The organism is Streptococcus sp. HMSC071H03 (genome assembly GCF_001813035.1).
Taxonomy (GTDB): domain Bacteria; phylum Bacillota; class Bacilli; order Lactobacillales; family Streptococcaceae; genus Streptococcus; species Streptococcus anginosus.
Window position 1 is genome coordinate 154,035 of sequence record NZ_KV811169.1, and the last position, 18,575, is coordinate 172,609.

19 protein-coding genes and 3 pseudogenes are annotated in these 18,575 nt (G+C 37.1%); 15 read left to right on the forward strand and 7 right to left on the reverse strand.

The features are described 5' to 3' along the window. From HMPREF2887_RS07955 to HMPREF2887_RS07965, 3 genes and pseudogenes are all read left to right on the forward strand, one after another. A partial coding sequence (locus tag HMPREF2887_RS07955; RefSeq protein WP_084741072.1) for an ABC transporter ATP-binding protein occupies positions 1-1,207 on the forward strand: 1,207 nt, incomplete at its 5' end. Further along, positions 1,200-2,264 carry an ABC transporter permease gene (locus tag HMPREF2887_RS07960; protein ID WP_003036657.1) on the forward strand — a complete coding sequence of 355 codons (1,065 nt, stop codon included), beginning with the start codon at positions 1,200-1,202 and terminating at the stop codon, positions 2,262-2,264. The genes HMPREF2887_RS07955 and HMPREF2887_RS07960, both read left to right, overlap by 8 nt. 1 nt (position 2,265) lies before the next feature. Further along, positions 2,266-3,221 (forward strand): annotated as a pseudogene (locus HMPREF2887_RS07965) (ABC transporter permease). 109 nt (positions 3,222-3,330) lie between these two features. On the opposite strand, the gene trhA reads toward HMPREF2887_RS07965, so the two are convergent. Both trhA and HMPREF2887_RS07975 read right to left on the reverse strand, forming a co-directional pair. Continuing rightward, positions 3,331-3,978 carry a PAQR family membrane homeostasis protein TrhA gene (gene trhA, locus HMPREF2887_RS07970; RefSeq protein ID WP_003024373.1) on the reverse strand — a complete coding sequence of 216 codons (648 nt, stop codon included), beginning with the start codon at positions 3,976-3,978 and terminating at the stop codon, positions 3,331-3,333. Further along, entirely contained in the window at positions 3,962-4,420 is a 459-nt protein-coding gene (locus tag HMPREF2887_RS07975; protein WP_021001731.1) for a DUF1836 domain-containing protein, read from the reverse strand. Before HMPREF2887_RS07975 ends, trhA begins: the two co-directional genes overlap by 17 nt. Positions 4,421-4,533: 113 nt before the next feature. Between HMPREF2887_RS07975 and yaaA the strand changes: the two genes are divergently transcribed. After that, the gene (yaaA, locus tag HMPREF2887_RS07980) at positions 4,534-5,265 is read left to right on the forward strand and encodes a peroxide stress protein YaaA (RefSeq protein WP_057489675.1); all 732 of its coding nucleotides are present in this window, start codon (positions 4,534-4,536) and stop codon (positions 5,263-5,265) included. A 42-nt stretch (positions 5,266-5,307) separates the two neighbouring features. Here the strand turns inward: yaaA and HMPREF2887_RS07985 are convergent, their stop codons facing one another. Together HMPREF2887_RS07985 and HMPREF2887_RS07990 are read right to left on the reverse strand one after the other, a co-directional pair. Next, positions 5,308-5,859, reverse strand: a complete 552-nt coding sequence (locus HMPREF2887_RS07985) for an NADPH-dependent FMN reductase (RefSeq protein WP_003041996.1) — start codon at positions 5,857-5,859, stop codon at positions 5,308-5,310. Between the two features lie 66 nt (positions 5,860-5,925). Then, complete coding sequence (locus HMPREF2887_RS07990; protein WP_057489674.1) at positions 5,926-6,372, reverse strand: MarR family winged helix-turn-helix transcriptional regulator; 447 nt, start codon at positions 6,370-6,372, stop codon at positions 5,926-5,928. Positions 6,373-6,456: 84 nt separating this feature from the next. On the opposite strand from HMPREF2887_RS07990, the gene HMPREF2887_RS07995 reads away from it, so the two are divergent. The 6 genes and pseudogenes from HMPREF2887_RS07995 (at position 6,457) to HMPREF2887_RS08020 (ending at position 12,359) form a co-directional block, all read left to right on the forward strand. Beyond that, entirely contained in the window at positions 6,457-6,945 is a 489-nt protein-coding gene (locus HMPREF2887_RS07995) for a cell wall elongation regulator TseB-like domain-containing protein (protein ID WP_057489673.1), read from the forward strand. Then, positions 6,942-8,120, forward strand: a complete 1,179-nt coding sequence (locus tag HMPREF2887_RS08000; RefSeq protein WP_021001726.1) for a pyridoxal phosphate-dependent aminotransferase — start codon at positions 6,942-6,944, stop codon at positions 8,118-8,120. Before HMPREF2887_RS07995 ends, HMPREF2887_RS08000 begins: the two co-directional genes overlap by 4 nt. A 3-nt stretch (positions 8,121-8,123) precedes the next feature. Continuing rightward, a complete protein-coding gene (locus HMPREF2887_RS08005; protein ID WP_021001725.1) occupies positions 8,124-8,492 on the forward strand; it encodes a VOC family protein in 369 nt (122 codons plus the stop codon). Between the two features lie 19 nt (positions 8,493-8,511). Further along, the gene (asnS, locus tag HMPREF2887_RS08010) at positions 8,512-9,858 is read left to right on the forward strand and encodes an asparagine--tRNA ligase (RefSeq protein WP_003024388.1); all 1,347 of its coding nucleotides are present in this window, start codon (positions 8,512-8,514) and stop codon (positions 9,856-9,858) included. 320 nt (positions 9,859-10,178) lie between these two features. Then, positions 10,179-11,371 (forward strand): annotated as a pseudogene (locus tag HMPREF2887_RS08015) (MFS transporter). 238 nt (positions 11,372-11,609) lie between these two features. Then, entirely contained in the window at positions 11,610-12,359 is a 750-nt protein-coding gene (locus HMPREF2887_RS08020) for a PHP domain-containing protein (protein WP_021001722.1), read from the forward strand. A gap of 85 nt (positions 12,360-12,444) precedes the next feature. Here the strand turns inward: HMPREF2887_RS08020 and HMPREF2887_RS08025 are convergent. Next, positions 12,445-12,767 (reverse strand): annotated as a pseudogene (locus HMPREF2887_RS08025) (nuclear transport factor 2 family protein). Positions 12,768-12,778: 11 nt separating this feature from the next. Then, a complete protein-coding gene (locus HMPREF2887_RS08030) occupies positions 12,779-13,231 on the reverse strand; it encodes a YueI family protein (protein WP_021001720.1) in 453 nt (150 codons plus the stop codon). Between the two features lie 175 nt (positions 13,232-13,406). Here HMPREF2887_RS08030 and eno point away from each other — a divergent pair, with 175 nt between their 5' ends. The 4 genes from eno to HMPREF2887_RS08050 all read left to right on the forward strand — a co-directional run bounded on the left by eno (position 13,407) and on the right by HMPREF2887_RS08050 (position 17,089). Next, positions 13,407-14,711, forward strand: coding sequence for a surface-displayed alpha-enolase (gene eno, locus HMPREF2887_RS08035; RefSeq protein ID WP_003024397.1), 1,305 nt, complete (start codon positions 13,407-13,409; stop codon positions 14,709-14,711). Positions 14,712-14,789: 78 nt separating this feature from the next. Continuing rightward, on the forward strand, positions 14,790-15,530 hold the full coding sequence (locus HMPREF2887_RS08040; protein ID WP_057489672.1) for an NAD-dependent protein deacylase: 741 nt from the start codon (positions 14,790-14,792) through the stop codon (positions 15,528-15,530). A 160-nt stretch (positions 15,531-15,690) separates the two neighbouring features. Then, entirely contained in the window at positions 15,691-16,365 is a 675-nt protein-coding gene (locus HMPREF2887_RS08045) for a SatD family protein (RefSeq protein WP_049533379.1), read from the forward strand. Further along, the gene (locus HMPREF2887_RS08050; RefSeq protein WP_003042928.1) at positions 16,358-17,089 is read left to right on the forward strand and encodes a DUF3307 domain-containing protein; all 732 of its coding nucleotides are present in this window, start codon (positions 16,358-16,360) and stop codon (positions 17,087-17,089) included. The genes HMPREF2887_RS08045 and HMPREF2887_RS08050 overlap by 8 nt, the downstream gene beginning before the upstream one ends. A 42-nt stretch (positions 17,090-17,131) precedes the next feature. Here HMPREF2887_RS08050 and HMPREF2887_RS08055 read toward each other — a convergent pair whose 3' ends face one another. Continuing rightward, a complete protein-coding gene (locus HMPREF2887_RS08055; protein ID WP_057489671.1) occupies positions 17,132-17,977 on the reverse strand; it encodes a DegV family protein in 846 nt (281 codons plus the stop codon). Between the two features lie 134 nt (positions 17,978-18,111). Here HMPREF2887_RS08055 and HMPREF2887_RS08060 point away from each other — a divergent pair. Then, positions 18,112-18,575: TetR/AcrR family transcriptional regulator (locus HMPREF2887_RS08060; protein ID WP_261673887.1), on the forward strand; the 464-nt coding region annotated here is incomplete at its 3' end.

An 18,575-nucleotide genomic window follows, 5' to 3' on the forward strand; every position in this document is an offset into this window, starting at 1 on the left:
AAATGGTGTTTTAGATATTCGAAAGGCAATCAAAGACATCAAGGAACTATCCGAAAAATATGGTTTAGCTGTGGATCCGACTGCAAAAGTTGAAGATATTTCAGTTGGTGCGCAACAACGTGTTGAAATCTTGAAAACATTATATCGTGGCGCAGATATCTTGATTTTTGACGAACCAACAGCAGTATTAACTCCTTCAGAAATTGAAGAACTAGAACATATCATGAAAAATCTAGTCAAAGAAGGAAAATCCATTATTTTGATTACACATAAATTGGATGAAATCCGTGCTGTTTCTGATCGTGTAACTGTCATCCGTCGCGGTAAGAGTATTCAAACCGTTGAAATTGGTGGCGCAACGAATAAAGATCTTGCTGAAATGATGGTGGGACGTTCGGTATCCTTTACAACGGAAAAAGAAGCTTCAAATCCCAAAGAAGCTGTTCTATCTATTAAGGATTTGGTTGTGAATGAGAATCGTGGTGTGCCTGCTGTTAAAAATTTATCTTTGGATGTACGAGCTGGTGAAATTGTTGGGATTGCCGGGATTGATGGCAACGGACAAAGCGAGCTAGTTCAAGCAATCACAGGTCTTCGGAAGGTGAAATCAGGTAGCATTACCATTAAGGGGAAAGAAGTCGTTGGCTTATCTCCGCGGAAAATTACCGAAATGCAAGTTAGTCATGTGCCGGAAGACCGTCATCGTGATGGCTTGGTTTTAGATATGATGTTGTCTGAGAATATGGCTCTGCAAACTTATTACAAGGAGCCATTAAGCAAAAATGGAATTTTGAATTACAATAATATCACTTCTTATGCACGAAAGTTAATGGATGAATTTGATGTTCGGGCTGCAAGTGAAAGTGTTCCAGCATCTGCTCTTTCAGGAGGAAATCAACAAAAAGCCATTATTGCTCGTGAAATAGACCGCAATCCTGACCTTCTAATCGTTAGTCAGCCAACTCGTGGATTAGATGTTGGAGCGATTGAATACATTCATAAACGTTTGATTGAAGAACGTGATAAGGGTAAAGCAGTGCTTGTGGTCAGCTTTGAATTAGATGAAATCCTGAATGTTTCAGACCGTATTGCTGTTATTCATGATGGTAAGATTCAAGGTATTGTAACTCCAGCAGAAACTAATAAACAAGAGTTGGGTATCTTGATGGCTGGTGGTGAAATTAAGAAGGGAGATTCAAATGACTAAGAAAACGCAGCAAATTGCGGTGCCTTTGATTTCCGTTGTTCTTGGAATTTTACTTGGTGCCATTATAATGTGGATTTTTGGCTATGATGCTATCTGGGGTTATGAAGAGCTGTTCAAAGCTGCTTTTGGTACTATCCGTAGTATTGGTGAAATTTTCCGTGCAATGGGTCCACTTATTTTAATTGCTCTTGGGTTTGCAGTAGCAAGTCGGGCTGGATTCTTTAATGTCGGTTTGCCAGGGCAAGCTTTAGCTGGTTGGATTTTGAGTGGCTGGTTTGCGCTTTCATTTCCTAATCTTCCTCGCCCAATTATGATTCTTGCTACGGTTGTCATTGCAGCAGTAGCTGGTGGGATTATCGGTGCTATTCCTGGTATTCTTCGTGCTTATTTGGGAACAAGTGAAGTTATCGTTACGATTATGATGAACTATATCGTTCTTTACGTTGGAAATGCAATGATTCATAGTTTCCCAAAAAGTGTTATGCAAAGTATTGACTCAAGTGTTAAAGTTGGGGCTAATGCAACCTATCAAACAGAATGGTTACGGGCATTGACCAATAATTCACGGATGAATATCGGAATCTTCTTTGCAGTTATTGCCGTTGTTCTTATTTGGTTTATGCTGAAAAAAACAACGCTTGGATTTGAAATCCGTTCTGTCGGGCTAAATCCAAATGCGAGTGAATATGCAGGGATGTCTGCTAAACGGACGATTATTCTTTCAATGATTATCTCAGGTGCCCTTGCCGGTGTCGGAGGTGTTGTTGAAGGACTTGGAACTTTCCAAAATGTCTATGTACAAGGAAGTTCCCTAGCTGTCGGCTTTAATGGTATGGCCGTTAGCTTGCTGGCAAATAATTCACCAATTGGTATTCTCTTTGCAGCATTCTTATTTGCCGTGCTTCAAGTCGGAGCTCCAGGTATGAACACCGCAACGATTCCAGCGGAGCTGGTAAATATTGTAACAGCATCAATTATTTTCTTTGTAAGTATTCATTACATCATTGAACACTTTATCAAACCAAGAAAACAAGCAAAAGTAAAGGGAGGAAAATAAGATGAATTTTGTAACAATGTTAAGTCTGTTAGTTTCCTCTATGCTGATTTATGCGGCACCTTTAATCTTTACTAGTATCGGTGGTGCCTTCTCAGAGCATGCTGGGATTGTCAATGTCGGACTTGAAGGTATTATGGTTATGGGAGCTTTCTCAGGAGTTGTCTTTAACCTTACTTTTGTGAATACCTTTGGAAGTTTAACACCTTGGTTAGCACTTTTAGTCGGTGGTATTGTGGGACTAATTTTCTCACTCATTCATGCTGTAGCAACTATCAATTTCCGTGCGGACCATGTTGTTAGTGGTACAGTGCTCAATTTGATGGCGCCTGCGTTAGCGATTTTCTTGGTAAAAGCTTTCTATAATAAAGGGCAAACAGATAATATTCAAGTATCATTTGGTAAATTTAATTTTCCACTATTATCAGATATTCCTGTCATTGGAGATATCTTCTTTAAACACACCAGTCTAATGGGGTATATTGCAGTTGCATTTGCTTTCCTAGCATGGTTCATTATGTTTAAGACGAAATTTGGGCTTCGTTTGCGCTCCGTAGGTGAACACCCACAAGCGGCAGACACCCTCGGTATCAATGTTTATCTCATGCGTTATTACGGTGTGATGATTTCAGGTTTTCTTGGCGGTGTCGGTGGAGCGATTTATGCACAATCTATTTCTGTAAACTTCGCTGCGACAACCATTATCGGACCAGGGTTCATCTCGCTGGCTGCTATGATTTTTGGTAAATGGAATCCAATTGGCGCTATGCTTTCAAGTCTATTCTTTGGACTATCTCAAAGTTTAGCCGTTATCGGAAGTCAATTACCATTCCTATCACATGTACCAGCTGTGTACCTACAAATTGCACCTTATGTATTGACTATTGTTGTGTTGGCAGCATTCTTCGGAAAAGCTGTTGCACCAAAGCAGACGGTGTCAATTATATTAAATCAAAATAAACTATTGCAAAAAGCCAAGTTACTTTTCAAAGTAGCCTGGCTTTTTTGATAGAAAAACAATCATTCTGCTAAGAAGAGCGACTTAGAGAATGATTGTTTTTAAAATGTTTTACATAAAATAGACAATAGCAAGATATTGAAGTGCAGAAGCAGCTAGGATAAAGAGGTGCCAAATCATGTGGAAATATGGTTTTTTCTTAGCATAAAATCCTGCACCAACAGTATAACAGAGTCCTCCAGCTAACATCAATCCCCAGAAAATAGGTCCCGTTTGACCAATGATTTGCGGAATGATCAGAATCACTAACCAGCCCATAATAAGATAAAGTGCCAAGCTAAATTTTTCATTAACTTTTTTAGCAAATATTTTATACAAAATACCAAAAATGGTCGTTCCCCATTGAATTGTGATAATAAGATAACCCAACCAATTGTTCATAAGAGATAGTACGACTGGCGTATAACTTCCCGCAATAGCAATGTAAATCATTGAATGATCGATGATCCGTAGAATATACTTATGCGTAGAACCATAGCTCATTGAATGGTAAATCGTTGAAGAAAGAAACATCAGAAATAAACTGATGACAAAAATTGAAACTCCGACAGCGGCAAGCATACCATGTTCTTCATAGCTGTAAATGGCTGAGATAGGAAGCAGTACTAACATAACCACAGCCCCAACAGCGTGAGTGACAGCATTGGCAATTTCTTCCCCGAAGCTGAGTTGTTTGCTGAGTTTAAGCGTTTGATTCATTTGTTTTACCTCCTTCTAAGGCTAGAGCTAATTTTTTTGTTTGATGAAATAATTTTACCGTTTGGCAAGCTGCTTCAATAGCAGGTGCGACTGTGTCAGCTTTTTCTTCTTGCATGCAATTAACGAATTCATTATAAAGAGTGGCCGAATCTTTTCCGTCTACCAGAAGTTGAATCGTCTTGATAATATCTGGTATTGGAAAGACAGGTTTTAAGGTCGTCAGTACAATCAGACGAGCAATCTGTACGCGATTGTATTTTTTCTTAATTGGCTTTGGAATGTGGGCGTGTTTCACATAATTATTGACCATAGCAGCCGTTAAAGGCTTATCTGTGCTATGAAATGCTTGTTCGTTGACACCATTCACATAGAGGAGAACCTGGTCAAGATAAAGATCTAACTCTGGTAGTTCTTCCCAAGTTGGGAATTTTGTGATTTCCAAAATATCCACCTCTTCCTTATCTAGTCTTGATAACTAGATTATATGATAATGATTGTCTGTTGTCAAGAGAAAAATCATTTGTTCTGCAAAATAACTTTTGATACAATAAGATTATGAAAATTTTAATTCCAACTGCAAAGGAAATGAATCTTAACCTTAAACCTCATAGCAAGTGTTTCCTTTCAGAGCAAACAAAAATAATTGTAGCTAGTCTATCACAGTATTCTATTGAAGAATTAGCAGATTTCTATCATATTAGTCTGGAACGTGCAGAAGAAGAGTATATTCATCTTCAACAATTAAAAAATGGGCAAGCTCTTACTTACCCAGCTTTGCATTTATTTGATGGTCTTATGTATCGAAACATCAAAAGAAGTCACTTAACGGAGCAAGAGTTGAGGTATGTAGACAAGCATTTGTTCATCACTTCTAGTCTATATGGTGTTATACCAGTTATGGCGTTGATTTCACCTCATCGCTTGGATTTTTTAGTAAAATGTACTATTTCTGGCAAAAGCTTGAAAAATTATTGGCGCAATGATTATGACGCAGCTATTTCAGATGAGGAAATGATTTTGTCTCTGTTATCAAGTGAGTTTGAGACGGTGTTTTCCAAATCTGTGCGCGATAAGATGCTTCGGTTTAAATTTTTAGAAGATAGAGAAGGAAGTTTGAAAGTTCACTCAACTATTTCTAAAAAAGCTCGTGGTCAATTTTTAACAGCTTTAATTGAAAGCCAAGTAAAAAGCAAAGAAGAAATCAAACAATTGCAATTTGCAGGCTTTGCTTTCCGAGAGGATTTGTCTACGATAAATACCTATGTCTTTGTTAAGGAGAATAAATAAAAACGGAATGATGTAAAAATATCATTCCGTTTTGGGTTGTTTTTAGTCAATAGCTGCCAATAATGCTTCAGCTTGAGCTGCGAGTTCAGCTTGTTTTTCTTCGGAAACTGTCAGTTGACCTGTTCCCCAGGCTTCTGGGTTTACAGCAACACCAGTAAATGGTTCAACAACTTTCATGCGAATAAATGGAAGAAGGCTGCGATAATGTTTGAAAACTTCATCTGGAGAAGTTCCATTGGCTACTGAGGAAACTGTTACAAGTTTTTCATTAAGAGCAGAAGGCCCTGATGGGTTTGAAAGGTCAAGTGCACGTGATAGCCAATCTAAGAGATTTTTAACAACTCCTGGAATTGCCCAGTTATAGGTTGGTGAGAAGAGCCAGATAGCATCAGCAGCGAGAATTTCTTCACGAGCTTTGGCAACAGCCGCGGGAGCTGGGCTTTCAATATCCTGGTTGAAAAATGGAACATCTTTGAAATCAAGATAAGAAACTTCAGCTTTGTCAGCAAGAATGTTTTCAGCCTGAGAAGCTAACTGATGGTTGAATGAGCCTTGGCGAAGAGACCCGACGATAAATAGTACTTTTTTAGACATATAAGTCACTCTCCTTTTCTTTTGTACCTTTTTATGTTACAACGAATATCACTAGTTAGCAAGAAATTAGCTCAAATCTTTAAATTTCTTTAAAATTCGAATCAAATCTTCTTTATCTTGCTCTGTTAAAATCCTTAATCCTTGCTGGATATTTTGAATATGCTCTGGAAGAACCGCTTCAATTTTACTACGTCCTTCTGGTGTCAATCCGACTAAAAAAGAACGTCGATCAGATGGGTCACAGGTACGAAAAATCCAACCGTCCCGTATCATATTTTTGATGACAACGGTCATATTTCCAGATGTCGCAAGCATTTTATCAATTAAGTCTTGAATGCGTAAGTTCCCTTTGCTATAAAGGGTTTCTAAGACTGAAAATTGAGTTGGAGTCAATTTGTGTTGCTTTGCCGCTTGATTTTCAAAAGGTCGAATCGTGCGAATAGCTTTATTTAAAACAATCATTGTTTTTAAATCAAGACGATTTTCTTGAAAAAGTTTTGTTAGTTTGTCCATATCTGTATTTTATCAATAAGTAGTAATAAAATCAAATTTTAGAAAAAGATAGAAAAAAGTCCTTATTTATAGTATAATGGACGAGTGAAAAATAGAAGAAAAAATGATAGAAATTTCATTATTTGGCAATATATTATCGGAAGTGTGATAGTTTTGGCCGTTCTCACTTTTTCTTACCTTTACATTTTAAATCTATCTATGGATCCTTACCAATCAGCTAAGGTAACGGCTAGTAAAATTGCTCGTCAATATGCGGATTTGGATAAAGTGGATCGCTTTGCTATTTATAACGGTGAAAAAAGTTATTATAGTCTTTTGGGGAAAAATCGTAAAAAGACGCAGCTTGCTGTTCTAATAGAAGCAGATAGTGATAAAATCTATACTTATGAATTGTCCAAAGGGATTAGTCAAGAAAAAGCAAAACAAATCGCTAAAGAGAGTGGTGCCAAACAAATTGATAAAGTGACATTTGGCTATGTAAAAGAGCAACCAATCTGGGAAGTCAAGTCTGGAACAATTTATTATAATGTTGGATTTGAAACAGGAACATTGCTCAGCAAGGAGGGGCTATGATATTATCAAATCGTGTTTTAAATATGGAAGAAAGTGTAACTTTAGCAGCAGCAGCGCGCGCAAAAGCTTTAAAAGCACAAGGTCGTGATATCCTTTCGCTGACTTTGGGAGAGCCAGATTTTCCAACTCCGAAGAATATTCAAGATGCTGCTATCTCTGCAATAAAAGACGGTAGAGCTAGCTTTTATACGGTTACCAGTGGTCTGCCTGAATTAAAGGAAGCAATTGTAGCATATTTTGCAAAATACTATGGTTATACGATTAAACCAAATCAAGTGACCGTTGCGACGGGTGCAAAGTTTTCCCTTTATACCTTTTTTATGAGTGTCATCAATCCAGGTGATGAAGCGATTATTCCGGCACCGTGTTGGGTTAGTTATGGCGACCAGATTAAGATGGCAGAAGGAATACCAGTTTTTGTTCAAACGACAGAAGCAAATCATTTCAAAGTAACCGTTGAGCAATTAGAGGCTGCTCGGACAGAGAAAACGAAAGTTTTGGTGCTCAATTCTCCTTCCAATCCAACGGGAATGATTTATACTGCTGAGGAGTTATTAGCGATAGGTAATTGGGCTGTAGAGCATGATATTCTCATTTTGGCAGATGATATTTATGGCCGCTTGGTTTACAATGGAAATGAATTTACACCGATTTCGAGTCTTTCTGAAGCTATTCGCAAGCAAACAATTGTTATTAATGGTGTATCTAAGTCGTATTCGATGACTGGTTGGCGGCTGGGTTATGCTGTTGGAGAGCCTGAAATCATTGCAGCGATGAGTAAAGTGGCTGGACAAACGACTTCTAATCCAACCGCTGCTTCCCAATATGCGGCGATTGAAGCTTTAAAGGGTCCTCAAGATACTGTTGAAACCATGCGTCAGGCTTTTGAAGAACGTCTCAATACCATTTATCCTTTGCTTGCAGAGGTTCCTGGCTTTGAAGTGGTGAAACCGCAAGGAGCGTTTTACCTCTTTCCAAATGTTAAAAAAGCAATGGAAATGAAGGGCTATTCAGATGTGACAGAGTTTACAACAGCAATCCTAGAAGAAGTAGGTGTCGCTCTTGTAACGGGTGCTGGTTTCGGTGCGCCAGAGAATGTTCGCCTGAGTTATGCGACGGATATGGATACCTTGAAAGAGGCCGTTCATCGTATCAAGGCGTTTATGGAGAGTTAAAAAATGATCGATCATTTTAGCCTTAAGGTAAAGAATTTAGAAGTTTCTAAAGCTTTCTATCAAGCCACTTTAACTCCTTTAAATTATCACCTTCAATTTGATACGGGGCAGGTCGTTAGTTTCACAGAACCGCGAGATGTGGATCCGGGTGGTGATTTTTGGCTAAATGTTGGTCAACAAGAGCCGATGCATTTTGCCTTTAGTGCTCAAACTTGTCAAGAAGTAGATGCTTTCTATCAAGCAGCTTTGGCTGCTGGAGGAAAGGATAATGGTGCACCTGGCGAACGTAAAAATTACCATGTGGGATACTATGCGGCCTTTGTGATAGACCCATACGGGAACAACATTGAGGCTGTTTATCATAAAAAATAAAATAGAAAAGAGAAAAAACGTGTCAACAAAATATACTTCAATTATGGATGTTAAAAATCATGTCGGAGAAGAAGTGACGATTGGTGCTTGGGTTGCCAATAAATCAGGAAAAGGAAAGATTGCTTTTTTGCAATTACGCGATGGGACAGCTTTTTTTCAAGCTGTGGCTTTCAAGCCAAATTTCCTTGAAAAATTTGGTGAAGAAGAGGGTTTGAATAAATTTAATATCATCAAACACTTGAACCAAGAAACAGCTGTTTTGGTAAAAGGAATCGTCAAAGAAGATGAGCGCTCAAAATTTGGATATGAATTAGACGTGACGGATATTGAAATCGTTGGAGAGTCCAATGATTATCCTATCACACCAAAAGAGCACGGAACAGACTTTTTGATGGATCATCGTCACTTATGGCTACGTTCACGCAAGCAAATGGCAATTATGCAGATTCGCAACGCGATTATCTATGCTTCCTATGAATTTTTTGACCGCAATGGCTTTATCAAATTTGATAGTCCGATTTTATCGGGAAATGCAGCAGAAGATTCCACAGAGCTTTTTGAAACAGATTATTTTGGAACTCCTGCCTTTCTAAGTCAATCTGGGCAACTTTACTTAGAAGCAGGTGCTATGGCACTTGGTCGTGTATTTGACTTTGGTCCTGTTTTCCGTGCCGAAAAATCCAAAACACGCCGCCATTTGACAGAATTCTGGATGATGGATGCAGAATATCCATTTGTTACTCATGATGAGTCGCTTGATCTTCAGGAGGCTTATGTGAAGGCTTTGATTCAAGGAGTTTTGGATCGTGCACCACATGCGCTTGAAGTGTTGGAACGTGATACTGATCTTCTTAAAAAATACGTGGCAGAACCCTTCAAACGTATTTCTTACGATGAAGTAATTGACCTCTTACAAGAACACGAAAATGATGAAGAAGCTGAGTATGAGCATATCGAACGAGGTGATGATTTCGGGTCACCACACGAAACTTGGATTTCAAACTATTTTGGTGTGCCAACTTTCGTTGTGAACTACCCTGCTAGCTTTAAGGCTTTCTATATGAAACCTGTTCCTGGTAACGAAGAACGTGTGCTTTGTGCAGACCTTTTAGCACCAGAGGGCTATGGAGAAATCATAGGTGGTTCTGCTCGTGAAGAAAGCTATGAAAAATTATTAGCGAAGATTGAAGAAAATGGTCTGAACCCTGATGACTATGCTTTCTATCTAGATCTTCGTAAATATGGTTCAGTTCCTCATGCTGGATTTGGACTTGGTTTGGAACGTATGGTGACATTTGTTGCAGGAACGAAACACATCCGTGAAGCCATTCCATTCCCACGTATGCTCCACAGAATTGAACCTTAGGAAATGTGAGAGTGGGATAGAAATCAATCATTCGAAGAATTTGATTTTTCAGCAAGTTCTAGTTTCTAGTTGCTGACCTAAAACAGTCCACTGGACTGTTTTACTCCCGCCTCCGCACAAGTTGGTTAGGATAGCCGTTGTCACTTGTATAACAAGGGATAAGGATATCCAACCAACCACTGGGTTTTGCAAGCCAAACTATAAAATGCATGAGGTTGGGAGCTTATGTCCCAACCTCTTTAAAATTGAAATATTATGAAAAATGAATAAGTTAGAAAACTGAACGGGAAGTTCGGTTTCTTCTTAGTAAAGGAAAAAGTATGTTTAGGAGAAGTTACAAAAGAAATATTCCTCTTATGACAGGAGTGGAATTCTTAGGATTTCTAGGTATTACGAGTTTTTGGATTTTATTCCTCAGTCAAAATGGTATGTCTTTACTGCAAATTGGGCTGTTAGAGAGTATTTTTCATGCAACAGGCATTGTTTTTGAAATTCCGTCAGGCATGTTAGCCGACAGGTTTTCTTATAAGGCTAATCTGTATATCAGCCGTTTAACAAGTATTTTGTCATCTATTTTGATGTTGACAGGGCAAGGGAATTTTGGATATATGCAATGGCAATGATAATCAATGCTTTGTCTTATAACTTTGATTCAGGAACGAGCTCTGCACTGCTATATGACTCTGCTGTAGAAGCTGGTTTAAAAGACCGTTATTTGAAAATATCAAGTTTGATGTCAGGTGTTTCTGAGGCAGCAATCTCTTTAGGAACGGTACTAGCGGGGTTATTTGTACATGGATATTTGTATATTACCTATTATATCATGATTGCAGTTTCTATTATTGTTTTAATTCTGATTTGGTTGATAAAAGAACCGACAATGAAAAAGAAAAATGACGAAGTGGTTACGATGAAGAAAATAATCCTGACGGTAAAAGAAGAAATGAAAAGTAGTCCGAGTCTTTTTGCGTGGATGATGATTTTCCAATTCGTTGGAACAATAATGTGCATGTTTTACTTTTACTATCAAAAGCAATTGCCAGACTTGGCAGGATGGCAGATTTCGACAGTTATGTTGATTGGTAGCGTCTTAAATATTTTGGCAGTTTCTCTTGCCAGTAAGATTGGGAAAACATGGCATTCTTTTCGGATTTTTCCAGTAGTTGTCAGCTTAACAGGAGCAGCTTATGTACTGTCATTTTTGGGAACACCATTCATGTATATTATGATTTATTTGGTAACAAATGCTCTGTATGCCATGTATCAACCAATATTTTACAATGATTTGCAACAGTATTTACCAAGTTCAGCCAGAGCGACCATGTTAAGTGTTGCTTCAATGATGTTCAGTTTAAGCATGATTATCATTTTTCCGATTGTTGGTTGGCTGATTGACAGTTTTGGTTTTGATCAGACTTTTATTGGATTAGGGCTAGTTTTAATCTTACTAACGCCGCTTTTAGTGATTGTATTTCAAATGATTCGTAAACAATTGAAATCAATCAAAAATTAGCTCATTATTTATTATCGCAGAAGTGATTTGTATCTAATTTTTAATGAATGCAACCAGTTGTTGCTGCTTATGATAAAAATAGCAAATATAAGGAAAATTATATACTTATTTTTTACACAACTACAAAATATAATTATCAAATTTAGGAAAGTCTTGTTTAAAAATACTATATATTGTAGTTAGTATAAACTACTATATAATTCCTTAGTGTTATAGAGATGATAGGAGGAAAAATATTATGCGTGACAATCATCTTCATACTTACTTTTCTTACGATTCAGATACTGATTTTAGAGATTACTTGGAACATTATGATGGAGAAATTGTGACGACTGAACATCTGGATTTATCTAATCCCTATCCGTATAATGCAGGCTCTCCTCGCGATGATATTCCTGATTATGAGTCTTATTCTAGAAAAATAGCTTTTCTCAATAAGAAATATGGAAATCGAATCAAAAAAGGAATTGAAATAGGCTATTATAGACCACGTAAGAAAGATACTTTGGCTTTTTTAGAAGATAAAGATTATGATTTGAAACTTTTATCTGTTCATCACAATGGGAAATTCGATTACTTAGAAACTCCTGTTTTGCAATTGGAAAAAATGCAATGGATTCCAGATTATTTAAAAGAATTAGAAGAAGCTATTGAAAGTATTCCAGCTGATGTTTTGGCTCATTTTGACTATGGTTTTCGCAAATTTAATGTGACGGTTGAAGAACTGAAAAACTTTGAACTCCAACTTCGTACCCTCTTTCAAAAAATGATAGAACATAACTTGGCTTTTGAACTGAATGGCAAGTCTATGTATCTCTACAATCATGAAGATATTTATATTTATGCCCTGTCTTTGGTGAAAGAACTAGGTGGAACGAAATACTCTGTTGGCTCTGATGCTCATACGTTAGAACATTTTCGCTTGAATTTTGACCGCATTAAGCAAATCCTAACAGAATTTGACATAGACGAAGGAATGTTGCTATAAAAAAGGGGTTAGAACAAAAAGTTCTTAACCTCCCATTATATTTGTTTTAGATTACAAGGTGTAGTAGTTGTCGGACATGGAAACATTATAATAAATATTCATATTCTCTGATAATTAAACCATTTTCAAACTCAAAAATATCACAGGATAGTTGACCAAAATCGTTTTTGAGAATAGTAACAATCCGATTTTCATTAGTTGAAAAAGTATGCAAGCAGGAAAATTGAACGTTGCTCTGATGATAGGTTTGCTGAATCTTCAGAAGATAGTCATCTATTCCATGAATGACTGAAACTTCTTGCCCGTGCAATTCCCAAGTAATATCAGAATGTAAAAAACTTTGGTACATTTCCAGTCTCTTTGATTTTCTGCTTGAAAGAATAAGGTTAGTTTATCTAAATTTGGCATCAATCGCCTCTTTAATGAAACAACTTTTCCCAAAAAGAAGTTTTCTTTTCTGTTTTTTGAGTTGAATCTGTTTGGAAAAACTCAGAAAATTGTTTAGCAATTTCTTTTTCAGCTATTTCTACTGGATGATCACTATGAATGACCAAGCCAAACGGAGAATTCTTGCAGTTACTAGACACGATTGTTGCTTTGCAGCCAAGGTCTTTTGCTATTTTTAAGTAAAAAATTTGATACTGATTGGTAACCTCGGGAGATATTTTCACAGTTACAGGCTGATAGTCCAAGATAATCTTTTGTAACATTTCTTTAAAGTGGTCGTGGATAGGAGCACTATTAGCCTCATCAATGCTACATTCTGCTACGACCCGTTCTTCAAATGTTCCTAAAAATTTTCTTTGCTCATCAGGATTTAATTTTAATCCCCCTTGAGATTTTTCCATTATTGTTTTATTTATATCTGTCATAAAGTTAGTATAGCATACTTTTTTTGAAATTTATCCAAGAAACATTCGGAAATATAAAACGCTTACATAGAAAATTATCGTAAATTTCATAGAAAGGCACGATTTTTCCTTGAAAAAAACTGATTTTTAAGGTATGATAGGAATGTAAATAAAATAACTCAAAGGAGAGTAAAAAATGTCAATTATTACTGATGTTTACGCTCGCGAAGTCCTAGACTCACGCGGTAACCCAACACTTGAAGTAGAAGTTTATACTGAATCAGGTGCTTTCGGACGTGGTATGGTTCCATCTGGAGCTTCTACTGGTGAACACGAAGCAGTTGAACTTCGTGATGGTGACAAATCTCGTTACGGCGGTCTTGGTACACAAAAAGCTGTTGACAACGTAAACAATATCATTGCTGAAGCAGTTATTGGTTATGACGTTCGCGATCAACAAGCTATTGACCGTGCAATGATTGCACTTGACGGTACTCCAAATAAAGGTAAATTGGGTGCAAACGCAATTCTTGGTGTATCTATTGCTGTAGCACGTGCTGCTGCTGATTATCTTGAAATCCCACTTTACAGCTACCTTGGTGGATTCAATACTAAAGTTCTTCCAACTCCAATGATGAACATCGTCAACGGTGGTTCTCACTCAGATGCTCCAATCGCTTTCCAAGAATTTATGATTGTGCCTGCTGGTGCACCTACATTCAAAGAAGCTCTTCGTTGGGGTGCTGAAATTTTCCACACTCTTAAGAAAATCCTTAAATCTCGTGGTCTTGAAACAGCTGTTGGTGACGAAGGTGGATTTGCTCCTCGTTTTGACGGAACTGAAGATGGTGTAGAAACTATCCTTGCTGCTATCGAAGCTGCTGGTTATGTTCCTGGTAAAGATGTATTCCTTGGATTTGACTGTGCATCATCAGAATTCTACGACAAAGAACGCAAAGTTTATGATTACACTAAATTCGAAGGTGAAGGAGCTGCAGTTCGTACAGCTGACGAACAAATCGAATACCTTGAACAATTGGTTGATAAATACCCAATCATCACTATCGAAGATGGTATGGATGAAAATGACTGGGAAGGTTGGAAGAAACTTACTGAACGCCTTGGTAAGAAAGTACAACTTGTTGGTGATGACTTCTTCGTAACAAACACTTCTTATCTTGAAAGAGGTATTAACGAAGGATGTGCTAACTCAATCCTTATTAAAGTTAACCAAATCGGTACTCTTACTGAAACATTTGATGCTATCGAAATGGCAAAAGAAGCTGGTTACACTGCCGTTGTATCACACCGTTCAGGTGAAACTGAAGATTCAACAATTGCTGATATCGCAGTTGCAACTAACGCTGGACAAATTAAGACTGGTTCATTGTCACGTACTGACCGTATTGCTAAATACAACCAATTACTTCGCATCGAAGACCAACTTGGTGAAGTTGCTGAATACCGTGGTTTGAAATCTTTCTATAACTTGTCAAAATAATTCAGCTATAATATGAATCGGCTAGTTCTGCTAGCCGATTTTTTCTTTAATAATATTGGTAACTTTTAGGAGGGCGATATGGACAAGATTGAAGAACTGGCTCAGATCATTCAAAGTAGCCAAAATATTGTATTCTTTGGTGGTGCAGGTGTTTCAACTGAATCTGGTATTCCGGATTTTCGCAGCTCAAATGGTATTTACAATATTGAGTTAAACCAGCATTTTTCAGCAGAGCAACTAGTTTCACATACGATGTTTGAACGTTATCCAGAACAGTTTTTTGACTTTTACAAGAAATATCTTATTTATCCTAACGCTAAGCCAAATGTAGCCCATGAATATTTAGCTTATCTAGAAAAGCTAGGGAAATTAAAAGCAATTGTTACCCAGAATATTGATAGTTTACACGAGATGGCAGGAAGCAGGAACGTATTAAAAATTCATGGTAGTGTTGACCGAAATTATTGCACCAACTGTCATCGTTTTTATGACTTAGAGGATTTTTTGAAATTGCCAGGAATCATTCCTTATTGCGAGACTTGTGGTTGTGTAGTTAAGCCAGATGTGACTCTTTATGAGGAACCGTTAAATATGGAAGTTTTTTCTCAAGCTATTCAGGTTATCAGTCAAGCTGACCTACTCATCATTGGCGGAACATCGCTAGTTGTTTATCCAGCTGCTAATTTAGTTCATTATTTTCAAGGACGGCACTTAGTTGTAATCAATAAAAACAATATAATACAAGATAGTCAAGCTGACTTAGTTATCAAGGGCAAGATTGGAGAAGTGCTGGGTAAGGTATGGAAAGTAAAAGGATAGTCATTATCAGATCAAATGATGGTTTCAATCATGTGCTTAGCTGTATTTTTTAGAGATGGTAGATTAGAAAATGTCCTTTATAATGGAAATTTTAGAAAATGTCCTTTATAATGGAAATTTTTAAAAATTTCCATTATAATAGACAAAAAGAGGTGAAAAGATGATGTACATTGCTCTTATTGGAGACATTATTAAATCAAAAAAAATACAAGATCGAGCGCAGGCACAACAGCAATTGTTGCAATTGATGAAAGAGTTGAATCAGCAATATCAGAAATATTTAATTTCTCCCTTTACGGTCACAGCTGGCGATGAATTTCAAGCTTTGTTTTTACCAAATTCGGATATGTTTCAAATCATGGAGCAACTTTCTATGTCATTTGCTCCTTATGAAATTCGATTTGGGATTGGTGCTGGAGATATGATTACAGAAATTAACAAAGAACAAAGCATTGGTTCTGACGGTCCGGCGTATTGGCTGGCGAGAGAAGCGATTAACTATGTTCATGACAAGAATGACTATGGCATCAATCACATTTCGGTTTCTTTGGCAGACGAAGAAGTCGGTCAGACAATCAATGCTATTTTAGCTGCATGCTCTTTTATTCAGTCCAAGTGGACAGATATCCAATATGATGTCCTCAAACAATTACTAGCTGAAAATATATACGATGAAACATTTTCGCATAAAGAAATGGCAAAACTACTTGGTATCACTCCGAGTGCTTTCAACAAACGTATCAAGGCGAGTGGGTTAAAAATTTATCTCAGAAATAAACGAGTTGCGATGAACTTGATGTTAAATGCGATAGAGAAGGAGGCGAAACATGTCTAATTTGTGGGGATTTTCAGACTATTTTGTACAACATCCAATCTTGTTGTTAACCTTATTGGCACATGTTTTAGCTGATTTCCAATGGCAAAGTCAAAAAATGGCAGATTTAAAATGTCGAAAGTTACCTTATTTATTGCTGCATTTAGCCATTGTTTTTCTGCCGTTGCTGATTTTGAGTATCTTTTTCCCGAAAAATATTATTTACTTTGCTGCTGTTTGGATTAGTCATGTAGTTATTGATTTCTTGAAATACAGGCTCAATACGTTTATAGAAATAAAGAGACTCACAAAGCAAGTTTTCATCATTGACCAAGTCCTTCATTTTATTTGCATTTTTCTATTTTATGCTTTATTGGCCAGCAAAATCAATCCACAATGGCTGAAAAATGGAGCGTCAGTTGCTCAAACCCTTCTTTTCTTAGCAATCGTTGGCAAGCCTGTTAATATTTTATTTAAGCTTTTCTTCAGTAGGTATCAGTCAAAGGGAGATAACCAAGACACTATAGCAGGTGCAGGGGCGATGATTGGGATTTTAGAGCGTTTTATTATGGCTTTGTCTCTTATATTTGGGCAGTTTGCTTCCGTTGGCTTAGTCTTTACTGCTAAGTCAATCGCACGATATAATAAGATTTCAGAAAGTCAGTCCTTTGCAGAATACTATCTTATCGGCTCACTTTTTAGCATGATTAGTGTGCTAGTTGTTTTTGGTTTGCTATATTTGTAATATAAAAACTGTAGTTTAGTGATTGACTACAGTTTCGTTATATTATTGAATCTCATAGCCCATGAGGAGACCATTTTCTTCAGCGTAAAAACTGCACAAGCCAGAAGTCGGGATGACTTCAATAACAGCTTGTGGGAATCTTTCACGAACCATTTCGGAAAATTGCTGGCAAAACTTAAGATTATTTCGATGAGCAATAATGATTTGTCCACCGGCATAGCCTGCCTTGATGAGTTCATCAAAAGCTGCGATTAGTGACTTTTTAGCACCACGCGCCTTTTGAAGCAACTCCAACTTGCCGTCTTGACTGGCTTCGCCTACCATACGAATATTCAGTAATCCTACAACGGCTCCAAGCAACTTGCTCAGTCGTCCATTTTTGACTAGATTGTCAACTTTTGCAAGAACGAAAAGTAACTTCGTCTTTGCTTGATAGGCTGTAATTTCTGTTACAACCTCTTCATAACTTAGCCCTTGACCGATGAGAAGATTAAGATTTTTGATAATCAAATCATTTTCACCGCCAGCAGAAAGAGTATCAATAATATGGATATTCACGTTAGGATGTTCTTCAATATAGAGTTTTTTAGCCACTTGTGCGCTATTATGGCTTCCTGATAAGGTTCCTGTAATAGTGACCACAAAAATATTTGAAGCTCCAATAAAAGCTTTCATATAGTCATCTGGACTAGGGCAAGCAGACTTTGAAGCCGAAGAAGTGGTATACATTTTTTCCATCATATTATCAATATTGAGCTGAGCATTATCTATAAAGATTTCATTGCCCACTTGAATGGTCAGAGGAACACTTTCAAATAAGGTGTCAACAGCAAGGTTTTCGATAGTTCTATAATCACAGCCTGAATCAGCTACAATTTTCCAAGTCATTCAATTTCTCCTTTAGTGGGATGATCCCTTAATTAGACATTGACAAAAGGTTTGCCTTTTTTTACAATTATATCATGAAAACACCGCTTTAGAAAGCCTTTACAGTCGGTTGTTACATGTAGAAAGAAAATGTTATGTCGGAACGTAAAATATCGAAAAAATCTTTAGAAAATCTAAAAATATCAAATCAGGAATCTAACCGAATTACAAAAGAATCCTTAGAAATCTCGCTATTGCAATTGTTGGAAAAGAAGGAGTTGACAAAAATTACCATTTCTGAATTAGTAGAGAGAGCTGGTGTCTCGCGCGCAGCTTTTTATCGAAATTATGATTCAAAAGAAGAAATTTTACAAGAGATTTTCCAACGAACAGTACAAAAGATTACCGATAAATTGGCACAATTCAATATGAGAACCGAGCTTTATCAAGTGTGGCTGTTCTTGTTTAAAGAAGTCAAAAAAGAAGCACGAATCCTTAGCTTAGCAGTGGATTATAATTTAGAAAAACTGTTGACAAGTGCTGTGTTTGATTTCTTGGAAAAACAAAATAGTTCCAGAAAAGAAGCTTCAACTTACATGAATTCATTTTGGAGTTCGGC